The organism is Flavobacterium hydatis (assembly GCF_000737695.1).
Classification (GTDB): domain Bacteria; phylum Bacteroidota; class Bacteroidia; order Flavobacteriales; family Flavobacteriaceae; genus Flavobacterium; species Flavobacterium hydatis.
On sequence record NZ_JPRM01000027.1, the window covers coordinates 164183 to 187402 of the forward strand.

Genomic DNA, 23220 nt, shown 5'->3' on the forward strand with positions numbered 1-23220 from the left:
AAATTTGTACTATTTTTACGGGATTAAATTTACGGAAATGAATAAACAAGAACGGGTAACTTTTGTTATAAATACGTTAAAAGAATTATATCCTACTATCCCTGTCCCGCTAGATCATAAAGATCCTTATACTTTATTAATCGCTGTTTTATTGTCGGCTCAGTGCACTGATGTTCGCGTGAATCAGATTACACCTATATTGTTTGCAAAGGCTGATAATCCGTATGATATGATTAAAATGTCGGTTGAAGAAATTCAGGAGATTATTCGTCCGTGTGGTTTATCGCCTATGAAGGCTAAAGGTATTTATGGTTTGTCGCATATCCTAATTGATAAACATGGCGGGGTGGTTCCTCAGAGTTATGAATATCTGGAAGAATTACCTGCGGTGGGGCATAAAACAGCAAGTGTTGTAATGTCACAAGCATTTGGCGTTCCTGCTTTTCCGGTAGATACTCATATTCATAGGTTGATGTATCGATGGAATTTGTCTAACGGAAAAAATGTAACTCAAACTGAAAAGGATGCTAAACGTCTTTTTCCTGAAGAGGTTTGGAATGATTTACATCTTGAGATTATTTGGTACGGTCGAGAATATTCGCCTGCTCGCGGATGGGATCTTGATAAAGATATTATTACTAAGACTATTGGAAGAAAATCGGTTATTGATGAATACTATAATGGTCAACCTTCTAAAAAACAAAAAAATCACTAATTGCATTCCTGCACTTAGTGATTTTTTAATCAAACGACCAATTTGATTAATTCATTTACTTTCAAAACATCCGACAGTTGTTGTGGGTTGTTTAATTAGCTATAATCTCAAAACTTTTATCTTCGATTTTCACTACTGTTAAGGCTTGTGAATAACTTAATAAAAAAGAAACTACTTCTTTGTTGGGTTTTAGATTTTTACTAATCATTGCTTTTTTTGAGTAAATTTTTGCCATGCTAATAAATGTTTATTTTATATAACAACGGACTATTGCTCAGTTTAGTATATTAATTAGTTAAAATAATTTGATGCTTCTCTATAATTTTTCTAATATTCATAAGCGCATATCTCATTCTTCCTAATGCTGTATTAATACTTACGCCTGTAATTTCAGATATTTCTTTAAAGCTCATATCTTGATACATACGCATTACAAGTACTTCTTTTTGATCTTCTGGAAGTTCTTCGATTAATTTTTTTAAATCGACCTCGACTTGATCCATAATCATTTTGTTCTCTATCGTTAAGGAATCATCGGACATGACGGAGAATATCGAAAACTCTTCGGTTTCTCTATACATTGGCATTTTCTTATTTTTTCGATAATGATCCACAATTAAGTTATGTGATATACGCATTACCCAAGGAAGGAATTTACCTTCTTCGTTATAAGAATTGCTTTTTAATGTTTTTATTACTTTTATAAATGTGTCTTGGAAAATATCATTTGATATGTCTCGGTCTGCTATTTTTGAATATATAAATCCATAAATCTTAGATTCATGTCTTTTTATCAATGTTGACAAAGCACTTTCGTTACCTTCAACATAGTTCTTCACCAATAGAGCGTCAGGAATTTGCAGATTAGCCATAATACTACCTTTTAGTTTTAGTTTTGAATTGGAGTAATTTTCTAAAAAGTAATTTTAATGTATAGGCTACTGGTTTTTAAAGTGTTAATTAAGTGTTCAAATTTAACAAATATTTTTTTTATAAAGCAAATTAAATTAAGAATAATTAACACAAAAAACTGAATAACATTAAAATAAAAATCTTACTTTTGTTTTGCTTCGGCGAAGGAAGGAATCGATTGTACTGTACCAAATCATTTTTTGCCGTATTGTACAGCGCTAAATATGTTTTTTACATCTTGTTTTTTATTATACTTAATCATTATCTTTGAATTATGAGCACACTTACAAAACCAAATCATATAGGGCGAAAAATTAGCCGTATTCGTGAACTTCGTGATATGAAACAGGAAGCTTTGGCACAGGCTTTAGGAACAAACCAACAAGCTGTATCGGCTTTAGAAAATAGCGAAACCATAGACGAAGAAAAACTGATTGAAGTTGCAAAAGCTCTTGGTGTAACTGTAGAAGCTATTAAGAATTTTTCGGACGAAGCAGCAATTAATTATTTCAATACTTTCAATGAAAGTCCTAACAACTATTTTGGACTTAATAATTGTACTTTCAATCCATTAGATAAATTAATGGAAACAGTAGAAGAAAACAAAAAGCTTTACGAACGTTTGGTTCAAGCCGAAAAGGATAAAGTGGAATATTTAGAAAAATTATTAGCAGGAAAATAATATTCTCTATAAAGATTTACTAATTAAAAAAGCAGCTATAATCGAGCTGCTTTTTTTATGTCTTAAAGAGGGGTATATATCTTGCTATTAATTTATTGCGCATAAATTTAAATAAGCTTTTTCTTATTTATTGTAAAGTTTTTAAATATATTTGATTTTGGATATATTGTATTAAATTTAGGGGAACGTTAATTGAGCTTGAGTAATTTTAAAGAAGAATATAGGAAATGAATAAGCAGGAAGGTATTCAGGTATTTGAAGAAAAAAAAGTAAGAACTATCTGGAATCAAGAAGAGGAGAAATGGTATTTTTCTATTGTTGATGTAATTGATGTATTAACAAAGAGTGTTGATGCTAATGCTTATTGGCGTAAGTTAAAGCAGCGTTTAAAGATAGAAGGAAACCAAACCGTGACGAATTGTCACAGTTTGAAAATGAAGGCTCTTGATGGTAAAATGCGTTTAACAGATGTTGCAGATACAGAGCAATTATTTAGGATGATACAATCAATTCCATCACCCAAGGCAGAACCATTTAAATTATGGTTGGCACAAATAGCCTCAGAGCGTTTGGATGAAATGCAGGATCCTGAACTTTCTATAGACAGAGCTTTAGAGCAGTATTTGCAATTAGGATATTCTGAAAGCTGGATAAATCAGCGTTTAAAAAGTATTGAGATTCGTAAAGAATTAACTAACGAATGGAAAAATAGAGGAATTAAAGAAGGAACTCAATTTGCAACATTAACAGATATCATTTCAAATGCATGGTCAGGAAAAACAACTAAAGAGTATAAAATACTTAAAGGATTGAAGAAAGAGAATTTGAGAGATAACATGACAAATACAGAATTAATTCTGAATATGTTGGCTGAAGCATCTACAAAAGAAATCTCTAGCGCTATTAAACCAGAAAGTTTTGATGAAAGTAAAGACGTTGCTAAACAAGGTGGTAACGTTGCAAAAGTGGCTTTAAAAGAATTAGAATCCAAAACAGGAAAAAAAGTAGTTACATCACTTAATGCTAAGGAAATGTTGCAACAACAAATTAATCCTAAAAAAGAAGAATAATATCTCATCATAGAGAATTTTATTAATTTAGAAACCTTTCAGAGATGAAAGGTTTTTTTATATTTTAGTGTTATGAAAAACACTACTTATTATATTCTGTTTCTTTTTGTTACGGTTTTTGGTTATAGTCAAGATAAGCAATTGTTGCAAACGGGAGTTATTATCGATTCGGTAAAAATTGCAACGACTCCATCAGAATCGTATGCAATATATTTCCCTAAAAAGTATGATGCTAAAACCCCGTTGGCATTGGTTTTTATTTTTGAACCAGGAGGCAGTGGCAAAAAAGGGATTGAACCATTTATATTGGCAGCAGAAACGTACAATTATATTTTGGTATGCTCCAATACTTTAAGAAATGGATCTACTCAAGTTAATATTGCTGTTGCTAATAGATTATTTGATGATGTTTTACAAACTTACCCTATTGATACTTCGCAACTCTATATTTCAGGCTTTTCGGGCGGTGCAAGATTAGCTAGTTTTTACGGAATATCTTCGGGTGCTTTTCAGGGAGTTATTGCTTGTGGAGCTTCGTTTAATGGTATGGATAAACTTATTCCGCCGTCTAATAATTTCTCGTATGTTGGTATGGTTGGAGATAGAGATATGAATTATCAGGAAATGGTAGCAAACAAAGATTGGCTAGATAAAGCAAAGATTGTAAACACACTTTTTGTTGCTCATGAAGAGCATGTTTGGCCAAAACAATCCGAAATGCTTCGCGCTTTTGATTGGTTAGAAATTCAGGCTTACAAAAAAAATATAAGACCTAAGAATGATACAATTATTAAAAGAATCTACGATAAAAATTTACGCATAGCAGATAGTTTAAAAACTAATAAAGAAATGGTTCTTTCGGTAAATGCGTATGAAAAAGCCATTACTTTTTTTAATACAAACGAAGATAATTTTATAAGAACCAAGATTGCCGAAATAAAAAAATCGAGAGAGTATAAAGATGAAGTGACAAAAATGGAAGCGATACAGATTCAGGAAAATGAACTTTTAGATAAACTTTCGCTTCGTTTTGATCAAGATTTAAAATCGGCTAAGAATAATAGTAATTTTAAATTTTGGAAATCTGAAATTAAGGATTTGAATACAATGAAGTTAGACGACAAAAATCCTTTAGCCCAGAATATGGCCAAAAGAGTTTTATTTTGGTTTCAGGTTATGGTTTATGAAACGGGACAGGAAAATAAAAGAAACCAACAAAATAATAAGGCTGAGTATTGTAATGAATTGTATAAAATCATTACAGAAACAAATTAAAGACGAAAGCCCAACTCTTAATAAGAATTGGGCTTTCTAGAATAACTAAATTGTAACTGGTTTTTGCTTAATGAAAAGCGAAAAATTTAACGACGAAAAGCTGGACTTTGATTAAAAGATTCGTCAGTTGTTTTATTTGCTTTTGAAGATTTTACGATAATTTCGTGTTTTACTTTTTTGGCGTTGTCTTGAAATTCAAGATAATAAGTTCCTGCAGGATATTCTTCTAAACTTAAAGTTTTTGAAGTTTCTAATTCATTAGTAGTTGCTCCTTTATATATTAAGCGACTTTCTTTATCTAGAATTGAGAAATCTGATTTCTGTTCTCCATTCAAAGTAAAAGTAACTACTTTGCCATTTCCAGTTTTTATATTCAGGATATAATCCCCTTTACCATCAATTGCATAAGTACTCATTGTTGTCAAAAAAATAACCAATACTAAGCTTAATCCTAAAATCTTCTTCATGTCTTTGTTTTTGTTTTAATTTTCAAATCGCGGTGCGCAAAACTACAAATTGTTCGCTAACTACAAAATATTTTTTATGTTAATTTTTACTCTAAGTCACTGACTTAAAAGTGTTTCGGCTGAAATCGTGATTATATACGGATTCATAAGATTCTTGGATGTTATTTTTATAACTTTTTTTAAATCAGTATTTTGCATTTTTGTAGTAGTTGCCGTATAAAAGATAATTTTAATATAAAAAACTATTGAAAAAAATGCTCCATTTTGAATATTTGATATTATTATAAACAAAAAAAACAGCTCTTTTAACCATTAAAAGGGCTGTTTCTAAACGATAACGTTTTGATTTTACTAACTAAACAAATTCATTTTTATAAAATGTGGGCATGCAATTTTCTAACGTAATGCTACAGCTGTATTTTTAGCATTAGTTGTTTTGTATGTTTGCGAAATAGATTTGTTAGACATTGTTGATACCTGATTGGTAACATTAATCGCATATCTCAATTTCTTTACATTGTCTTCTATATCCAGGAAATAAGTTCCATCTGGCAATTCGGCCAAATCAAATGTTTTTATAATTCCGTCTTTACCAGTTGCATACTCAGAGTAAATTAAGGTACCATCTTTATCATAAATAGAAAGATATGCCTTTGTTACATTGTTTAAAGAAAATGTAATTAGTTTACCGTCGCCTTTTCTTACATGAAGGGCAAAATCGGTATTTCCATCAATTGCATAAGTACTCATTCCTGTAAAAAGTACTGCAAATACTAGACTTAATTTTAGAATCTTTTTCATGGCTTTAGTTTTTTAATTATTAGTTCTAATTCTCTGATGCTAAATTACTTTAAGAATATATCGTTTTACACAACTCTATTTGCCAATTTCTATGCTGTATTCTCATTTACGAAAGCGTTATAGGTTAAAGTTTGAATTATATTAGGTGTTTTAGTTAAATTTGTTTTATTTATTAAATAATTTATCATGAAGACCACCGCCCCAGCTCTTGAAGTGATATCAAACTCATACGGAAGCTCTTTTACCTATACCAGACATGCCGAAAAGACGAATAGTAAATCTCATCTATGGCATTATCATCCCGAAATAGAATTGGTTTATGTAAACGGAGGAGCAGGAAAGCGACAAATAGGAAGTCATGTTTCGTATTATACCAATGGAGATTTGATTTTAATAGGTGCTAATTTGCCTCATTGTGGATTTACTAATGAGCAAACGGGGAATAAAAACGAAACCGTTATTCATATTAAACCAGAATTTTTAGGGAATGATTTTTTTGGAGTTCCCGAGATGAAAAAAGTTCAAAATGTTTTTGGTCAAGCCAAAGCAGGAATTGCATTTGCGGGAGAAACCAAAGAACGAATTGGGAAGAAAATAGAAATGATGGAAAAGCAACTTCCATTAGAACGATTGCTAACGCTCTTGAGTATTTTAGATGAATTAGAATCCTCAGAAGAATATACGGTGCTTAACGCCGATGGTTTTTCGTTAGAATTATATACTCAGGATAATGACCGCATAAATGTTATTTTTAATTATGTAAAAGATCATTTTCAGGAAGCTATTGCCATCGATGAGGTTTCAGATTTGGTGAGCATGACTACACCTTCTTTTTGCAGATATTTTAAAAAAATCACCAATAAGACTTTTACCACTTTTGTAAATGAATATCGTTTGGTACACGCTTCGAAACTCTTGGCTGAAAAGCCGATTAGTATAAATGAAGTTTGTTACGAAAGCGGATTTAATAATTTCAGTCACTTTAGTAAATTATTTAAAACCTATACAGGAAAAAGTGCTTTGCAATACCGTCAGGAATTAAAAACAGTCATTAAGTAAGGAATATTAACCGCAAATATTTTAACCGCAAAGGACACAAAGGTTTACGCAAAGAGCGCAAAGTTTTTTTTAAATCTGTGGCAATAAAAGGGAACGCGGATGATACGGATTCGCTATCGCGAAAACACAGATAAATACGGATTTTATATTTATTATTTTCAAAATCCGTTTTTATCTGCGTCTTTACTTTTGTAAATCCGTGTCATCCGCGTTCCCTTTTTAGACAATCTTTATAATTTTAATTATATCTGACGTGTTGTACGGAGCAGTAATAATCTGTTTTTTTAGAATTGAAGTTTCATTTTGTATGTGAGAAAAAATTATATTTACATTCTTGTTTTTTGAATATTATAACAAACAAGCGGGAATTAGTTAGATTTAATCAAAACATTCAAAATTATAACTTAATGAATTTATTTAGAACGCTCATCGTATTTACACTTACGGGAATAGTTGTTTCGAGCTGTGGCAAAAAAGAACCAGCAGTATTTCCGGATCCTTTAATAACCAATCGTGACACAACGATAAATCCAGCAGATGACTTTTTTAATTATGCCAATAATGGCTGGTTTAAGAAAAACCCAATTCCGAGTACTGATAGCAGTAACGGTATCGGCAGGATTGTTATGGATACTATTAATGAGCAAATAAAAAGTATTTGCGAAAAATCGGCTGCAGATGGATCGGCTGCAAAAGGAAGTAACAAACAAAAAATCGGTGATTTTTATGCTTCTGGAATGGATACAATCGCTATCGAAAAAGCAGGTTTATCTCCGCTTAATAGCGAAATGAAAAAAATCGCAGCTATAAAAGATGTTCCTTCTTTGGTAAAGTCTATAGCATATTTGCAAACTATTGGTACAAGTCCGGCATTTTCATTTTATGTAGGTCAAGACGATAAAATAAGTACAAAATATGCGTTGTTTTTTGGTCAGGGCGGATTAGGTATGGGACAAAGAGATTTTTATCTTGACACTGATAAACGAAATGAGTCTATTCGTAAGGAATATCTAACTCATCTTAAAACAATGATGAAATTTACAGGTGAAGACGAAGCAACGGCTACAAAAAGCGCTGCAACTATCATGAAGCTAGAAACTGATTTGGCTAAATCTTCTCGTAAACTAGAAGCGCTTAGAGACCCGATAAAAAACTACAATAAACTTACTATTGAACAATTCGGTAAAACAACTCCAAATATTGATTGGAAAACAGTTTTGCCAGTTTTAGGTATTGCCAAAGCCGATTCGGTAATTGTAGGACAACCTGAGTTTTTTACTTCATTAAATAAATTACTAAAAACATATCCTATTGAGGAATGGAAAACATACCTTAAATGGAATTTGGTTAATTCTTATGCAGAATACCTAAATGCGGATGTTGAGAAGCAAAACTTCAAATTCTTTTCGACTGTAATGAACGGAGTAAGTGCGCAAAAACCACGTTGGAAGAGAGTTGTTGGACAAACAAACAGCTATTTAGGCGAATTAATAGGACAGGTATATGTAGCTGAATATATGCCAAAAGGCGTTAAAGAAAAATTACTAGAAATAGGGAATAATATACGTGACGTATTTGGTTTGCATATCAAGAAACTAGATTGGATGAGCGATACTACAAAAGAGAAAGCATTACGAAAATTAGATAAAATCGTAATGAAAGTTGGATATCCTGATAAATGGAAGGATATGAGCAAACTTGCTATAGATAAGAATTCTTATTGCAGTAATATAATGAGAGCCAATTCTTGGGATTATAATTATATGGTAAACAAATATGGTAAACCTGTAGATAGAAACGAATGGGCTATGCAACCGCAAACCTATAATGCTTATTATAATCCTAGTAATAACGAAATTGTGATTCCGGCTTGTAATATTATTGTTCCTGGTTATGAAGGAAGAATGCCTGATGATGCGATATTATACGGAATTCTTGGAGGTTCTTTCTTCGGACATGAAATCACGCATGGTTTTGATGATCAAGGAAGTCAATATGATGAAAAAGGAAACCTAAATAATTGGTGGACTGCCGAAGATTTGAAAAAATTTCAAGGTAAAACGAAGTTAATTGTAGACCAATATAATAAGTTCACTATACTTGGTAAGCACGTAAATGGTGAAGCAACGCAAGGAGAGAATATTGCCGATTTAGGTGGTGTTGTAGTAGGATATGAGGCATTTAAGAAAACTGCTCAGTATAAAAATAATGAAAAAATTAGCGGATTAACACCAGATCAGCGTTATTTCCTTTCTTATGCTTATTCTTGGATGATTAACAGAAGAGATGAGTCTAAGATTAACCAAATCATGACCGATGTACATGCTCCAGAACAATTTAGAGTAAATGGACCTTTAAGCAATATGCCAGAATTCTATAAAGCATTTAATGTAAAAAAAGGCGATAAAATGTATCAACCAGATAGTTTACGTGTAGTTATTTGGTAGGTTTTTTAAAAAAGGTACTAAGGTTCTGAGGTGCAAAGGGACAAAGGTTTTTTTAGGTTCAAAGGTTTTCCGTAGAGATGCACCGTAGTGCGTCTTTGTTAAAGAGATGAAAAGGTTCTTTTTAAGGTATTAAGTTTTTTTTGGTGCAAAGGTTTTCTGTAGAGACGGACTGCAGTGCGTCTTTGCTAACGGAGACACAAAGGGCTGGCTTGAGCACTAAACAACCACAATCTTATTTATAAACTTGCACGAGAAATTTCCGCAAGAAACAGGCATAAAAGTGTCTATTTCTTGCGGAGATTTTTTTATAAAGACAATAGTGCAGTTACTTTACGCCCAATCCAAACCTTTGTACCTTTGTATCTCAGAACCTTAGGACCTTTTTCTAAACCTTTGTCCCTTTGCGCCTCTGAACCTTTTTTAAAAAACCTTTTCATATCTTAGAGCCTCAGAACCTTAATCCTTTATAGAACAAATGAAAAACATTAAAATTATATTGTTAGCAGCTTTTTTATGCAGTTCCCTTTTATCTTATGGTGCCAAAGTAGATACGCTACAAATAGAGAGTGTTGCAATGGGAAAAGCTTATAAGGCGGCAGTTGTTTTACCAAATTCGTATGCCAAAAGTAAAGCTTCGTTTCCTGTATTGTATTTATTGCACGGTGCTTACGGACATTTTGGAGATTGGCTAAAAAATACACCAGATAAAAAGTTAGTGCAGAATTTATCTGATCAATACAATTTGATAATCGTAATGCCCGAAGGTGAAACATTTAGTTTTTACTTAGACAGTCCAGTAAATAAAGGAAGTCAGTTTGAAACCTATATAACAAAAGAAGTAATTCAGAAAATAGATAAAACCTACCGTACCATTAATGATAAAAAAGGGAGAGTAATTTCTGGACTTTCTATGGGAGGACACGGCGCATTATATCTATCATCTAAACACCCTGATTTGTTTTGCGCAGTAGGAAGCATGAGCGGCGCTGTAGATATGGGCGGAATGCTTAATCGCGATGCAGTACAGGTAAACAAATTTATGGAACCCGTTTTTGGAAAAGAAGGAGCGCCACAAGAAGTATATGCATCTTATGCAGTACTTGGTATGGTTGATAAGATGAAAACCAATAAACTAGCATTGATAATAGATTGTGGAGTAGATGATTTTTTAATAGAACCCAATCGCGAACTTCACCGAAGATTAGTTTATAGCAAAGTAGAGCATGATTATACCGAAAGACCTGGAGCGCATACTTGGGAATATTGGGAAAATTCATTGCCGTATCATGTGTTGTACTTTAGTAAAGTATTGGCTAAAAATGGAGTTGTAGTAAATTAAAATGATACGATTCTAAAAAAAATAGAGTTTCATGATTTGAAGTTTATGTATTGATAATTAGTGGATTGTGTGTTGTTGTGTGATTTTTTTTAGATAAAAGATTACTGATTATTTTTTTTGGTTTGATTTTTGGAATACCTTTATGTATAACTTAAAAAATAAAAAAAGATGAAAAAGATAATTACACTTTTTGCAATAGTAGGATTGGTAGCATTCTCTAGTTGTGAAGGACCAGAGGGGCCTCCGGGACCTCCGGGATATGATGGGTATGATGGATTAGTTGGTATTGTTTACGAGAATCCAAGTAATAAACCTTATGATTTTACTTTACAAAATAATTTCCAAGTTAGATTTATTTTTCCTAAGTCAATAGTTGAATCAGATGTAGTTTTAGTATATCGCTTAGGGGGTGTAGACCCAAATAGAGGTAAAGCAATTTGGGAGTTTTTGCCTCAAACATTTTATAAAGATAACGATTCGAGGGATTTTTCATTTAATTTTAATTTTACCTATGACTATGTTAATATCTTTTTGAGTGGAACAGATTTAGGAACAGTCTCACCTGCTTATAGATTAGGACAAACTTTTAGAATTGTTGTAGTTCCTGCTGATTTTGCTGCTTCAGTTAATAAAAGCAGTTATTCAGATGTTGTGAGTAAATTGAATATTAAAGAAAGTCAAATTCAAGAAATTAGTTTCTAAGTTTTAAACTTCTAGAGAATAAAAAAAAGGGAATCGTAAGATTCCCTTTTTTTTATTAGAATTATTTTAATTTTTTATAAAGGTTAATGAATAGAATGGTGTTTCTCCTTGGATATTAATGAAATAAATACCAGGAAGTAGATTTGAGACATCAATGCTAATTAAATTAGAGTCTATTAATGAGTAATTATTTGTGTTGACAACAAGTCCTACGGTGTTAATGATGTTTATTTTAGCATTTGTTAGATTAGTATTACTACTAAGATATAGAATTGAAGATGTCGGATTTGGGTAAATTTTTAATAATGAAGCATATTGAGAACTACTTAAATTAACTTCGTTGCTGTAGCAGGATTCAGTTGCATATCTCCAATTTCCATTTATGTTAGTTTGGTAATCAAACTTTGCAATTCGTCTATAATTGTAAGTAGATTGAACAGTAAATCCTCTGTTAGATTGAACTAACTTAAGGGGTTCAGGTAAATAATCTTTAGATGTTGCTCCAGCTATATCTGACCAAGCATCAGCTCCTCTAGTATTTTGAATTTGCCATTGGTAGGATATTGTATAATATGAATTATTTCCAGAAATATTGGTATTTTGGAATATTGGCGTTGATCCAATAATAGTTGTGGGGTTTTCTAGTTCTGTAGAAGAGAGATATTGTAATTGTTGGTCACAGCAAATAGTATTATCGTGGCGGATTGTTCGAATCATTATTTTTAATTCATTACTAGCTCTTCTTATACCTTTGTATACCGCAACTCTTCTTACAAAATAATAATTATTTTGAGAGTTTGAAATTTCTGAAGGATTAATAGAGGTTAAATGTCTTGAATTTTCATTTGAAATAATGGCCCATGTTTTTTTGCCGTGTGCATTAGCATATTCCCATTCAAAATAGTCAACATCAACAACAACATCTCCTCTTTTTGCAGTGTAGAAAGGATTATCTAGAATGTTTAAATTTACTTGTACTTGACTGCCATTAATTTGTTTAGGGTTAGTATTTATCATTTCAATAAAGCCATCTGGATTTATAATTGCGTTATCTATTGAAATTTCATTTGAAGTGATTGGCGATGGTACTACAGTAATAGTTACTGCATTACTATTATTTGCAGAAGAGAATTTATTATTATATTTTAAACCTCTTGTTACCGTAAAAGTGCTCAGATCTTTTACATAATCTAAGCTATAAGTTTTACTATCACTATTTAATATTGATACACCTGCATATCCGTTTACGGACCACATACTACCTATTCCATAAGTAGGATGATCTGGGTATGGATTGGCATAATCTGAGCCTGTTATTACAGCTGGTTTATCACCCTGTCTTATAGTTTGGTTGCAACATAATGTGTTTGGTATTTTTGTAACATCAGGAACATTTCCTGGAATAACAGGAGTTCCGCCACTATCTGCATTTCTTATTACTGATATATTTCCACTTTTATATACTACACCAGAGAATGTTTTGTATTCTGCATATATAAAACCTCCCGAAGTATCAAAATCAGAAGCTCTTAAATCAATGGAAAAACCTCTGGTTGCATTTGTGCCGCCATTAAATAAAAGATTACCACCATATCCACCAACAATTGCAGATGCGGCTGCATTTCTTTTATAGTAAACATTTACTGTTCCAGGGTTCGAATTGCTTTGTGCAGCTGGTAAAGCCACTAACACAGATAAAGTGACATTTGAAGAAGAATTACTTCCTAAGTTTATAGATTGACTATATACCGAATTTACATAGATGGAGTTTATTGATACAGTTTGTGCAACAATAAATGGACTGAACATTATTAAAATAATGTAATAAAAGTATTTCTTTCTCATAAGTTAAAAATTTAAATTAATAATTAAATATCTTACAAGCAAGTTAGTTGTTTTTTGTTGATAATGCTATTTTTCTTATAATTTAACATTTTGAGATGCGGGAGAATTAGAAAATAAGATAATAAGAAAATGTAAAAAAAGGAAAGTGTAAAAAAATCCGTTTTAATCCGTGTTTTTACTTTTGCGAATCTGTATCATCCGCATTCCATTTCTCATTTAGGGAGAAAGTCAAAAATATTAAACTTTAATTCTTAATGAACCTTAATATCTTAATGGTAGAAAAAATCCGTTTTTATCCGTGTTTTCGCTTTAGCGAATCCGTATCATCCGCGTTTCATTTCTCATTTAAGGGAGAGTTAGAAAAGTTAATAGTTCGAAAAAAAAGCATTCTATTACAATCACTCTTCTGTTTTAGAAATTTCTTCTTTGTTTTTGCTTAATCGCAAAGAAACAATGATTCCTACAGCAAGCGAAAGTCCGATAAAGGTAAGTGAACCCCATTCTGGTACTTCGATATAATCGTGGAGTAACATTTTAAGGCCTACAAAACTTAAAATAGCAATTAGACTATATTCTAAATAGCTGAATTTTGCTAACATATTCGCAAGGAAAAAATACATCGAACGTAACCCGAGAATGGCAAAAATATTAGAACTAAATACCAAAAAAGGATCTTTTGTAATGGCAAGAATGGCAGGAACGCTGTCGATTGCAAATAAAACGTCCATAAACTCAATTACTATTAAAGCAACAAATAGAGGAGTAGCGGCTTTTCTTCCTTTTTCGGTTAAAACGAAAAACTTCTCATGTTCCATGTGAGAGGTAATCGGAATTACTTTTCCTAATACTTTATATATAAAAGAGTCTTTCGGGTGAAAATCGTCTTCTTTGCCCGAAAACAACATTTTCATTGCAGTAAAAAGCAAGAAAGCACCAAAAACATACGTTGTCCAGGTAAATTTATTAATAAGCATTACACCAAAGAAAATCATTAGTCCGCGGAAGATGACTGCACCCAGGATTCCCCAGAATAAAACGCGGTGTTGGTATTTTTGTGGAATTTTAAAAGAAGCAAAAATAATAGCAATCACAAAGATATTGTCGACGCTTAATGATAACTCGATTAAATATCCGGTAATGAATTTTATTGCGGCTGCAGTTGGTTTTAGTCCATCGGGATTTTCGATATAACTGGTACCGTATAGCCAATATATAACACCAGAGAATAAGAATGAAATACTCACCCAAATAAGAGTCCACCTGCTGGCTTCCTTTGTGCTTATAATATGTGGTGTTTTATTAAATACCCCAAGGTCTAATGCAAGGATAAGTACTACCGCTATCAGAAAAAGTATCCAGACTATCATAAGCTGATTTATTTAGTGAATTACAAAGATAGTTTTTGGTTTTATACTTAAAAAGCATATTTTCAATATTTTAACTGGTGTGTTTTACCGCAAAGGGCACAAAGGTTTACGCAAAGAGCGCAAAGTTTTAAATCTTTTTAATCCATTTAATCTGTGGCTTATTTTACCACAAAGGGTGTAAAGGTTTATGTAAAAGCGCAAAGTTTTTCCTCAATTTTGTCATTTCGATGAAAGAGAAATCTTCGCGAGAAACGCCATAATCTTTGTCGAGTTACTAGCGGTGTCCCTTCCTCCGTCAGGGTGACAAGTTTGTGGTAATGTTGTGCGTAGATTAAGCAGATTTAAATCCTTTAATCTGTGGCAAAAAAAAATACCATTAAGAAATTAAGTTTCATTAAGTACTGTACTTAAATTTTCTTAATCCCTTAATGGTAATGTTTTATATGGCAATAATACTTACTGGTACTATAAAAATAATATTGAGTAAATACGCTATAAAGCTATAAGTTTACAATGCTGATTTTACAGTTTTGATAATTCTTGCAGCAATTTTATATGGGTCACCGTTTGAAGCTGGTCTTCTGTCTTCAAGATATCCTTTCCATCCTTTTTGGACAGTATATAAAGGAATTCTGATTGAAGCTCCTCTGTCAGATACTCCGTAAGAGAAATCATGGATAGAAGCAGTTTCATGTTTACCAGTTAAACGTTGTTCGTTGTAAGCTCCGTAAACAGCGATGTGTTCTTCAACAACAGGACGGAAAGCTTCACAGATTTTTTCGTAAGTTTCTTTAGAACCACATGTTCTTAATACTTCGTTAGAGAAGTTAGCATGCATTCCTGAACCGTTCCAGTCTGTATCTCCAAGTGGTTTTGGGTGATATTCGATATAGTAACCATATTTCTCCGTTAAACGATCTAATAAGTAACGTGCAACCCAGATTTCGTCTCCGGCTTTTTTAGCCCCTTTAGCGAATAATTGAAATTCCCATTGTCCGCAAGCAACCTCTTGGTTAATACCTTCAAAGTTAAGTCCAGCAGCAATACATAAATCAGCATGTTCTTCTACTAGTTTTCTTCCGTGAGTATTTTTTCCACCTACAGAACAGTAGTACATACCTTGTGGAGCAGGATAACCTCCTACAGGGAATCCTAATGGTAATAAAGTTTTAGTGTCCATGATGAAATATTCTTGTTCGAAACCAAACCAGAAGTCATCATTATCATCATCAATTGTAGCTCTACCGTTAGAAGGGTGTGGAGTTCCATCTGCATACATAACTTCAGACATTACTAAGTATCCATTAATACGAGTAGGGTCAGGATAAATTGCAACAGGAACTAATAAACAGTCAGAAGAACCTCCTTGGGCTTGTTTTGTCGATGAACCATCAAATGACCAATTACCAAGTTCTGCTAATGTTCCTTTAAAATTTTCGTGTTCTTCAACTTTAGTTTTGCTTCTAAGATTTTGAGTTGGTTCATATCCATCTAACCAAACGTACTCTAACTTTATTTTAGCCATAATAATATAAATTAATTTTTGATTTTTTTGATTTTTTTGTTGGGTCAAATATATATTTAATTTTTTATTGCTAAAAAAATGGGGGTAATTTTTATTTATGGTAATGTTATTTTTCGCATAAGCGTAATTTTTACATCCTAAATCTAAAAATAGGTAATTTTATAGGGGGATAAAAAATAATATCGCAATTATGGGCGTTTTTTTTGAAAATGTGCAGTGTTTTGGGATTGTCAAATTGTTTTATAAATACCGAAAAAGACGTTCTTTTGTTAAATTACTTCGAAAAGAGAGGGGTGTAGTTTGAATTAGTTTAATAAAATACACAAAGAGGGTCATTATGGAGGGGATTAATTATTATATTTGCACTTTATTATAGAATCTAAATTAATAATAACTTAAAATTTGTCTGCATGTCAACATTACGTTTTCAAGCTTTAAAAGAAGCTTCAACAAGAAAATCTGTTCAGTTTGAAGAAACCGACAGAAAATCAACCATTTTTGGTTCTAATGTATTTAATGATAAAGCAATGAAGCAGTATTTGACTTCGGATGCATTTAAAGGAGTACAAGGAGCGGTTCAGCATGGAACTAAGATAGACAGAAAACTGGCTGATTATATAGCTATGGGTATGAAAGAGTGGGCACTCTCTAAAGGAGTTACTCATTATACACACTGGTTTCAGCCATTAACAGGAACAACTGCAGAAAAACACGATGCATTTTTTGAGACTTCTTATGATGGTAGTGATCCAGTTGAGAAATTTGGAGGAGCACAATTGGTGCAACAAGAACCAGATGCTTCTAGTTTTCCAAACGGAGGAATAAGAAACACATTTGAAGCAAGAGGATATACAGCTTGGGATCCTACATCTCCAGCATTTATTTTTGGAACTACTTTATGTATTCCTACTGTTTTCATTTCTTATACGGGAGAAGCATTAGATAATAAGATACCTTTATTAAGAGCATTATCTGCAATTGATGATGCTGCTACAGATATTTGTAAATATTTTGATAAAAACGTAAAGAAAGTTACTGCAACTCTTGGATGGGAGCAGGAATATTTTCTTATAGACAGATCTCTTGCAGAATCTCGTCCTGATCTTATGATGACAGGAAGAACTTTGTTAGGACATACATCTGCCAAAGGGCAACAATTAGATGATCATTATTTTGGTTCTATCCCTACTCGTGCATTATTATATATGAGAGATTTAGAGCAAGAATGTATGTTATTGGGTATACCAGTAAAAACGCGTCATAATGAGGTAGCGCCAAATCAGTTTGAGTTGGCACCAATTTTTGAAGAAACAAACTTAGCAGTAGATCATAACTGTTTATTGATGGATGTAATGCAAAAAGTGGCAGAACGCCATAATTTTAAAGTATTATTTCATGAAAAACCTTTTAAAGGTGTAAATGGTTCAGGTAAACACAACAACTGGTCATTGGCAACAGATACTGGAGTAAACTTATTGAGCCCAAGTAAAACTCCTATGAGTAATTTACAGTTCTTAACTTTCTTTATCAATACGATTAAAGCGGTTAATGATTATGAAGAACTTTTAAGAGCGGCAATCGCTACAGCAAGTAATGATCACCGTTTAGGAGCAAATGAAGCGCCACCAGCAATTATCTCTGTATTTATTGGAGAGCAATTAACAAAGGTTTTGGCAGAATTAGAAGGTGTAACAACAGGAAAATTATCTCCAGAAGAAAAAACAGATTTAAAACTAAATGTAGTTGGGAAAATTCCAGACGTATTATTAGATAATACAGATAGAAATAGAACTTCACCATTTGCTTTTACAGGAAATAAATTTGAGTTTAGAGCAGTAGGTTCATCTGCAAACTGTGCAAACTCAATGACTACTCTTAATGCAATTGTTGCAAAACAATTAAAAGACTTTAAAGTAGAAGTTGATGCATTGATCGACTTAAAAGACATGAAGAAAGACGATGCTATCTTTAATGTTTTAAGAGAGTATATTAAGGTATCTAAAAAAATCCTTTTTGAAGGTGATGGATATAGCGAAGCTTGGGAAATCGAAGCTGCCAAAAGAGGTTTGAGTAATCATAAAACAACTCCAGAGGCATTAAAAGCAAGAGCATCTAAGAAAGCTTTAGATTTATTCTCGGAATTAGGAATCATGAATCATGTTGAGGTTGAGGCGCGTTACGAAATTGAATTAGAAGAATACACTAAGAAAATTCAAATAGAAGGAAGAGTTTTAGGAGATATTTCTAAAAATCACGTTATCCCAACAGCTATTCGTTACCAAAATACATTAATAGAGAATGTAAAAGGATTAAAAGAAATTTTTGGTGATGATTTCCTTACTACTGCAAAAGAGCAAATTGTATTGATTAAACAAATTTCTGGACATATAGAAGGAATCAACTCTAAAGTAGAGGCGATGACAAACGAAAGAAAGAAAGCAAACCATCTTACAGATGCACAAGAAATGGCAGAAGCTTATTGTAATAACGTAAAACCTTATTTTGAGGATATACGTAACCATTGCGATAAATTAGAGCTACTTGTAGATAATGAAATTTGGACTTTGACTAAATACAGAGAGCTATTATTTACAAAATAAGAGCTTAAAGCTTATTATAAAAGGGTCTGGCATTTGCCAGGCCTTTTTTTGTATAAAATATTCAAAAGTGACGTTTAAAATGCATTTTTTAGAATGAAAGCTAAATCTGAATATTGATTTAATGATTTAGTAATTTTTTTCTGATAGTAATTTAAGATAAAATTAGCATTTGGTCGTTATTGTTTTGCACTTCATCGAAAATACTATTAACTTACTGAAAAATAGGTGTTTGTATTTATTTCGTTACAGGAAAGTTCTTTAAATTTGAATCGTAATTAAGAAATAAAGCTTCACAATTTTCCCTTTATTTTAACCTATCAATAATTACATTTTTTTGGAGTGATTCCCCGTCACGAAACCTACATAATAATTTGTATTAATAACCAATTAAATATATTTATTATGAAAAAAGTAGTTTTAAGCATCTCCGCGATGCTATTTGTTGGTACAGCTGCAATTGCGCAAGCTAATGTTAGTGATGTAGATCAAACAGGCTGGATAAATGGAGCCTTTGTATCTCAAGTAGGTTATTCTAATGATTCACAAGTTACCCAATTTGGTTTAGCAAATTTAGCTTTTGTTAGTCAAACTGGAGATGATAATGAGTCAGATGTTACACAAGCAGGTATTCTTAATATCGCAGCAGTAGGTCAAAGTGGAGATGATAATAGTGCAACAATAGCACAATTAGGTCTAGGAAACGTAGCTTTAATTGACCAAATGGGAGATGATAATAGTGCTTTAACTGTACAAGCAGGAGCATTTAACTCAGCATCAACTGTTCAATCTGGAGATAATAATAATGCTACAACATTACAATTCTTTGTAGGTAACTCATCAACTATCGAGCAAGATGGAGATGGTAACAATGCATTTGTTGTACAATCTTATTGGTTTAACACTTCAGATATTTATCAATTAGGAGATGGAAACACAGCAATTACAGCACAACTTGGTTATGATAATACATCTAGTATTTACCAAGATGGTATTGCCAACTTTGCATTAACATTACAATTAGGAAACGACCACATGAGTACAATTACTCAAACAGGTATTGCAAACGGAGCTATAGTTTTCCAATCTAACTAAGCTTTACTCGAAGGAGTAGAATTTAATTCTGCTTATAATTCAAGTTTATACCAGTTTTATTCATGAAACTGGTATAAATTTTTAAAGAAGATTTATTTTAAAAATACGTCATGAAACCAGTAGTGTATTTAATATTATTTCTATTTGCAAATATTGCTTTCGCACAGGAGATAACCCCTGCAAATGTATATGCTATAAAAGCGCTTGAAAGTAATAATGACTATAGAAACCAAAATGCAAATCTGTTTGTTCAAAATAATAATATTGTAAAAATTATGCAAATTGGAGCTTACAACGCTGCAGATGTAAGTGTCATTAGTAACAACTCCAATGTAGCTCTTAATCAAATAGGAAACAACAATTATATAAATATGTATAAGAAAGCACCTGAGGTTAATCAATCAGTTGTTCAGTCCGGAAATAATAATATGATAAGCGACTTCTCTTTATACTCTAGTGGAGCTATAAATATGTCTATTAATCAGAGAGGAGATAATCTAACCATTTTTAATAATGGATCAAACTCAATATCAGAGGGAATGAAAATTACCCAAACCGGAAATTCAGGCACTATTTATATTTTCAATCATTAATATTATGGAGCGATATAATGTAAATATTATTTTAATTATTATGATGTTAGTAGTGCAAAATACGAATGCACAAGTGGTTTATACAGAGGTAAAAGCAAAAATTGAAATTGAACAAATCGAAAATTTATTAGCAATTACCGGAACTGCAGAAAATTTAAAATCGGAGTTTAAAAATATCTCCTATAAATTATCAGTTTTAAAAGTAAATAAATCAAATTCTAACAAATCAAATAATGCACAAGACGGCAGAGTTACACTAGAACCAATTCAGAAAGTAAACCTCTCCAAAACACAAGTTAATTTTACTAAAGACGACGAGATAATTATTCTATTATTAATTTATGATGATAATAATGCGGTAATAGGAAAAGACAAAGTAGTATTTGGAGGAAAAGATGAATCCAAAGCAGAGATTCAGACACCTACAGATGGATTAGAAATGATTGGTATAGTTTCTAACGATACCAAGACTAAATTGGGCAATGATTTTTACGATTATTTTTATTCAGAATATTCGAAATTAAAAATCAAATCACATAAAATCGTTACAGTTCGAGAAGAATTAACCTTCGGCAGAACAACTAAGATAATGATAGATGTTGATGGAGAAACAATTGATGAATTTATTTCAAGACCAGACGAAGATTTTTTAAAATACATGGCAGAATCATCATCGGCCAAAATATTCAAATATTTTAAAAATATCGAAAGACAAAATAAGTTGATCACTCAGTATTAAGTTGTGCATTTAATTAGTTGACATTCGAATAGATTAATTAAATGTTTTTGGAAGTTATTTTTAAACCCTAAAAATACCAAGATGAAGACAATAACTTTACTATTTTGTTTACTAGGAATATGTTTTACTTCGGTTGCGCAAGATTTGGCCTATAAACCTATCAACCCAGCTTTTGGCGGAGATACTTTTAACTACAATTGGCTACTTAGTTCGGCGCAAGCACAAAACGACTACAAAGAAGATAAAACGACTGGATTCGAACAAAAATCAGATTTACAACGTTTCAAGGAAAATCTTAACAATCAGTTATTGAATAAGCTTTCTAATTCCTTATTTGATGATCAGTTTGGTACTGGTACCGGTATAGGTACAACGGGCGGAACTGGCGGAGGAATTAAACCGGGATCTTATGTCTTTGGGACACTCTCTGTAGATGTGTACGACTCTAATCTAGGACTTGTTGTAGATATTCTGGATATAGAAACAGGAGAGCAAACACAAGTAATAGTTCCTGGAAATAAATAGGCATACGTAATCACGCCTACTATTACATTTTTTATCGCTAATAAGTTAATAAAAAATCAACCGATGAATCAAAAATCACTTTTTGCAATTCTAGCGGCTGCTTTGTTCTCTGGTTGTGGCGCATATTTTAATCAACCAGTTGGAGTACAAAAAGCTGTTTATGGAGAGAATACACCAGCTACCTCGGCATTAACCAATATTCCTAAACCCAAAGAACAAATTGTTGTAGGGGTTTATAAATTCAAGGATCAAACAGGGCAATATAAAGCCGTAGAACTAGGTAGTACATTTAGTACAGCAGTTACACAAGGAGCAACTTCTATCTTGATAAAAGCCCTTGAGGACTCAAAATGGTTTATTCCAATAGAACGAGAAAACTTGGGGAATTTGCTTAATGAAAGAAACATCATTAGATCCACAAGACAAGAATATGCTACCAAACCTAATGAAAAAGAAGCCCCATTAACGCCTCTTTTATTTGCCGGAGTTTTGCTGGAAGGAGGTATTATATCCTATGACACAAATATAATTACAGGAGGATTTGGAGCCAGATATTTTGGCGCAGGAGCTTCGGTAAGATATAGACAAGATAGAGTTACAGTTTATCTAAGACTTGTTTCAACATCAAATGGTAAAATCTTAAATACCGTTTATGTTTCCAAAACAATTTTATCACAAAGTGTCGATGCCAATTTATTTCGATACGTAAACCTAAACCGACTCTTAGAAGTCGAAACAGGATTTACCCGAAACGAGCCGATACAATTAGCCGTTACCGAAGCTATAGAAAAAGCAGTCGAAGGTCTTATTGTAGATGGTATTAAAGACAAATTGTGGGAAGTAAATGCTCCACAAACCCAAGTAGATAATTTTATTGCCAATTATGACAATGAAAAAAGCGAAGCCGACCTAGCGCAATTATACGGAAGAAATCTAGCCGAAAAAAGAGGTCGATTTGGTATAGAACTAGACGGAGGTGCAACCCTTATGAAAGGAGATTACCCTAATCCCGTTCCTAAACCAATGGGAAGAGGAGCTGTGAAATATTTTTTTACGCCAAATTTAGATCTTAGCGCTTCGACAAATGTTTTTAAACTCGGTAACAAAAATAAGCTAGATGTTGGGTATGCAACCCTCGATCTAAACCTAGAATTATTGGTATTGCCCTACGACAACTTTACGCCCTACATATTTGGCGGCGGCGGATTAGGATTTAATTCTAAGTACGATAATATGCATACCAAAGTACAGTTTGGAGGAGGATTAGAGTATTTGGTAACAAGTAATCTAGGCCTAAAACTGTACGCAGAATACAATGTAAATTTCACAGATATGATAGATTATGTCGATAGCGGAGTCAGGGACGATTATTACTGGCGTTTCGGATTAGGGGTAACGTATTATTTCCCTAAAAACTATCACAAGAAAAAAAAGATGTAAAAAAATATCATTCAAAAAATTAGTC

Annotated in this window: 21 protein-coding genes; 14 read left to right on the forward strand and 7 right to left on the reverse strand. The window is 32.4% G+C overall.

Features of this window, described 5'->3' with window-relative positions; translation table 11 throughout:
• Positions 1 to 37 precede the first annotated feature (37 nt).
• Positions 38 to 715: an endonuclease III domain-containing protein gene (locus tag IW20_RS16910; RefSeq protein ID WP_035624924.1), complete on the forward strand. Its 678-nt coding sequence runs from the start codon at positions 38 to 40 to the stop codon at positions 713 to 715.
• Positions 716 to 806: 91 nt separating this feature from the next.
• On the opposite strand, the gene IW20_RS26395 is transcribed toward IW20_RS16910, so the two are convergent.
• Together IW20_RS26395 and IW20_RS16915 are read right to left on the reverse strand one after the other, a co-directional pair.
• Complete coding sequence (locus IW20_RS26395) at positions 807 to 950, reverse strand: hypothetical protein (protein WP_165571457.1); 144 nt, start codon at positions 948 to 950, stop codon at positions 807 to 809.
• A 52-nt stretch (positions 951 to 1002) separates the two neighbouring features.
• Positions 1003 to 1587: an RNA polymerase sigma factor gene (locus IW20_RS16915; protein ID WP_035624928.1), complete on the reverse strand. Its 585-nt coding sequence runs from the start codon at positions 1585 to 1587 to the stop codon at positions 1003 to 1005.
• A 314-nt stretch (positions 1588 to 1901) separates the two neighbouring features.
• On the opposite strand from IW20_RS16915, the gene IW20_RS16920 reads away from it, so the two are divergent.
• The 3 genes from IW20_RS16920 to IW20_RS16930 all read left to right on the forward strand — a co-directional run bounded on the left by IW20_RS16920 (position 1902) and on the right by IW20_RS16930 (position 4654).
• Positions 1902 to 2309, forward strand: a complete 408-nt coding sequence (locus IW20_RS16920) for a helix-turn-helix domain-containing protein (RefSeq protein WP_035624930.1) — start codon at positions 1902 to 1904, stop codon at positions 2307 to 2309.
• A 227-nt stretch (positions 2310 to 2536) separates the two neighbouring features.
• Positions 2537 to 3379, forward strand: a complete 843-nt coding sequence (locus IW20_RS16925; protein ID WP_035624934.1) for a BRO-N domain-containing protein — start codon at positions 2537 to 2539, stop codon at positions 3377 to 3379.
• Between the two features lie 72 nt (positions 3380 to 3451).
• Complete coding sequence (locus IW20_RS16930; RefSeq protein ID WP_035624937.1) at positions 3452 to 4654, forward strand: hypothetical protein; 1203 nt, start codon at positions 3452 to 3454, stop codon at positions 4652 to 4654.
• 86 nt (positions 4655 to 4740) lie between these two features.
• On the opposite strand, the gene IW20_RS16935 is transcribed toward IW20_RS16930, so the two are convergent.
• Together IW20_RS16935 and IW20_RS16945 are read right to left on the reverse strand one after the other, a co-directional pair.
• Positions 4741 to 5121: a hypothetical protein gene (locus IW20_RS16935; RefSeq protein ID WP_035624939.1), complete on the reverse strand. Its 381-nt coding sequence runs from the start codon at positions 5119 to 5121 to the stop codon at positions 4741 to 4743.
• Positions 5122 to 5517: 396 nt separating this feature from the next.
• Complete coding sequence (locus IW20_RS16945) at positions 5518 to 5922, reverse strand: secretion protein (protein WP_035624944.1); 405 nt, start codon at positions 5920 to 5922, stop codon at positions 5518 to 5520.
• Positions 5923 to 6108: 186 nt separating this feature from the next.
• Here IW20_RS16945 and IW20_RS16950 point away from each other — a divergent pair, with 186 nt between their 5' ends.
• The 4 genes from IW20_RS16950 to IW20_RS16965 all read left to right on the forward strand — a co-directional run bounded on the left by IW20_RS16950 (position 6109) and on the right by IW20_RS16965 (position 11469).
• Positions 6109 to 6981: an AraC family transcriptional regulator gene (locus IW20_RS16950; RefSeq protein ID WP_035624947.1), complete on the forward strand. Its 873-nt coding sequence runs from the start codon at positions 6109 to 6111 to the stop codon at positions 6979 to 6981.
• Between the two features lie 407 nt (positions 6982 to 7388).
• Positions 7389 to 9428 carry a M13 family metallopeptidase gene (locus IW20_RS16955; protein WP_035624949.1) on the forward strand — a complete coding sequence of 680 codons (2040 nt, stop codon included), beginning with the start codon at positions 7389 to 7391 and terminating at the stop codon, positions 9426 to 9428.
• A gap of 475 nt (positions 9429 to 9903) precedes the next feature.
• On the forward strand, positions 9904 to 10767 hold the full coding sequence (locus tag IW20_RS16960; RefSeq protein WP_035624952.1) for an alpha/beta hydrolase: 864 nt from the start codon (positions 9904 to 9906) through the stop codon (positions 10765 to 10767).
• Positions 10768 to 10935: 168 nt separating this feature from the next.
• The gene (locus IW20_RS16965) at positions 10936 to 11469 is read left to right on the forward strand and encodes a hypothetical protein (protein WP_081912501.1); all 534 of its coding nucleotides are present in this window, start codon (positions 10936 to 10938) and stop codon (positions 11467 to 11469) included.
• A 66-nt stretch (positions 11470 to 11535) separates the two neighbouring features.
• On the opposite strand, the gene IW20_RS16970 is transcribed toward IW20_RS16965, so the two are convergent.
• The 3 genes from IW20_RS16970 to IW20_RS16980 form a co-directional block, all read right to left on the reverse strand.
• Positions 11536 to 13314 (reverse strand): T9SS type A sorting domain-containing protein, encoded by a 1779-nt coding sequence (locus tag IW20_RS16970; protein WP_035624954.1) that lies wholly within the window; start codon positions 13312 to 13314, stop codon positions 11536 to 11538.
• 398 nt (positions 13315 to 13712) lie between these two features.
• Positions 13713 to 14681, reverse strand: coding sequence for a TerC family protein (locus IW20_RS16975; protein WP_035624956.1), 969 nt, complete (start codon positions 14679 to 14681; stop codon positions 13713 to 13715).
• A 508-nt stretch (positions 14682 to 15189) separates the two neighbouring features.
• Complete coding sequence (locus tag IW20_RS16980; RefSeq protein ID WP_035625026.1) at positions 15190 to 16206, reverse strand: glutamine synthetase beta-grasp domain-containing protein; 1017 nt, start codon at positions 16204 to 16206, stop codon at positions 15190 to 15192.
• Positions 16207 to 16616: 410 nt separating this feature from the next.
• Between IW20_RS16980 and IW20_RS16985 the strand changes: the two genes are divergently transcribed.
• From IW20_RS16985 to IW20_RS17015, 6 genes are all read left to right on the forward strand, one after another.
• The gene (locus IW20_RS16985) at positions 16617 to 18806 is read left to right on the forward strand and encodes a glutamine synthetase III family protein (RefSeq protein ID WP_035624959.1); all 2190 of its coding nucleotides are present in this window, start codon (positions 16617 to 16619) and stop codon (positions 18804 to 18806) included.
• Between the two features lie 402 nt (positions 18807 to 19208).
• A complete protein-coding gene (locus IW20_RS16990) occupies positions 19209 to 19898 on the forward strand; it encodes a hypothetical protein (protein WP_035624961.1) in 690 nt (229 codons plus the stop codon).
• Between the two features lie 110 nt (positions 19899 to 20008).
• A complete protein-coding gene (locus tag IW20_RS16995) occupies positions 20009 to 20491 on the forward strand; it encodes a hypothetical protein (protein WP_035624964.1) in 483 nt (160 codons plus the stop codon).
• Between the two features lie 4 nt (positions 20492 to 20495).
• Positions 20496 to 21230, forward strand: coding sequence for a CsgE family curli-type amyloid fiber assembly protein (locus IW20_RS26745; RefSeq protein ID WP_051885851.1), 735 nt, complete (start codon positions 20496 to 20498; stop codon positions 21228 to 21230).
• A gap of 81 nt (positions 21231 to 21311) precedes the next feature.
• Positions 21312 to 21755, forward strand: coding sequence for a curli assembly protein CsgF (locus tag IW20_RS17010; RefSeq protein ID WP_035624967.1), 444 nt, complete (start codon positions 21312 to 21314; stop codon positions 21753 to 21755).
• 63 nt (positions 21756 to 21818) lie between these two features.
• Positions 21819 to 23195, forward strand: a complete 1377-nt coding sequence (locus IW20_RS17015; RefSeq protein WP_035624970.1) for a CsgG/HfaB family protein — start codon at positions 21819 to 21821, stop codon at positions 23193 to 23195.
• Positions 23196 to 23220 lie beyond the last annotated feature (25 nt).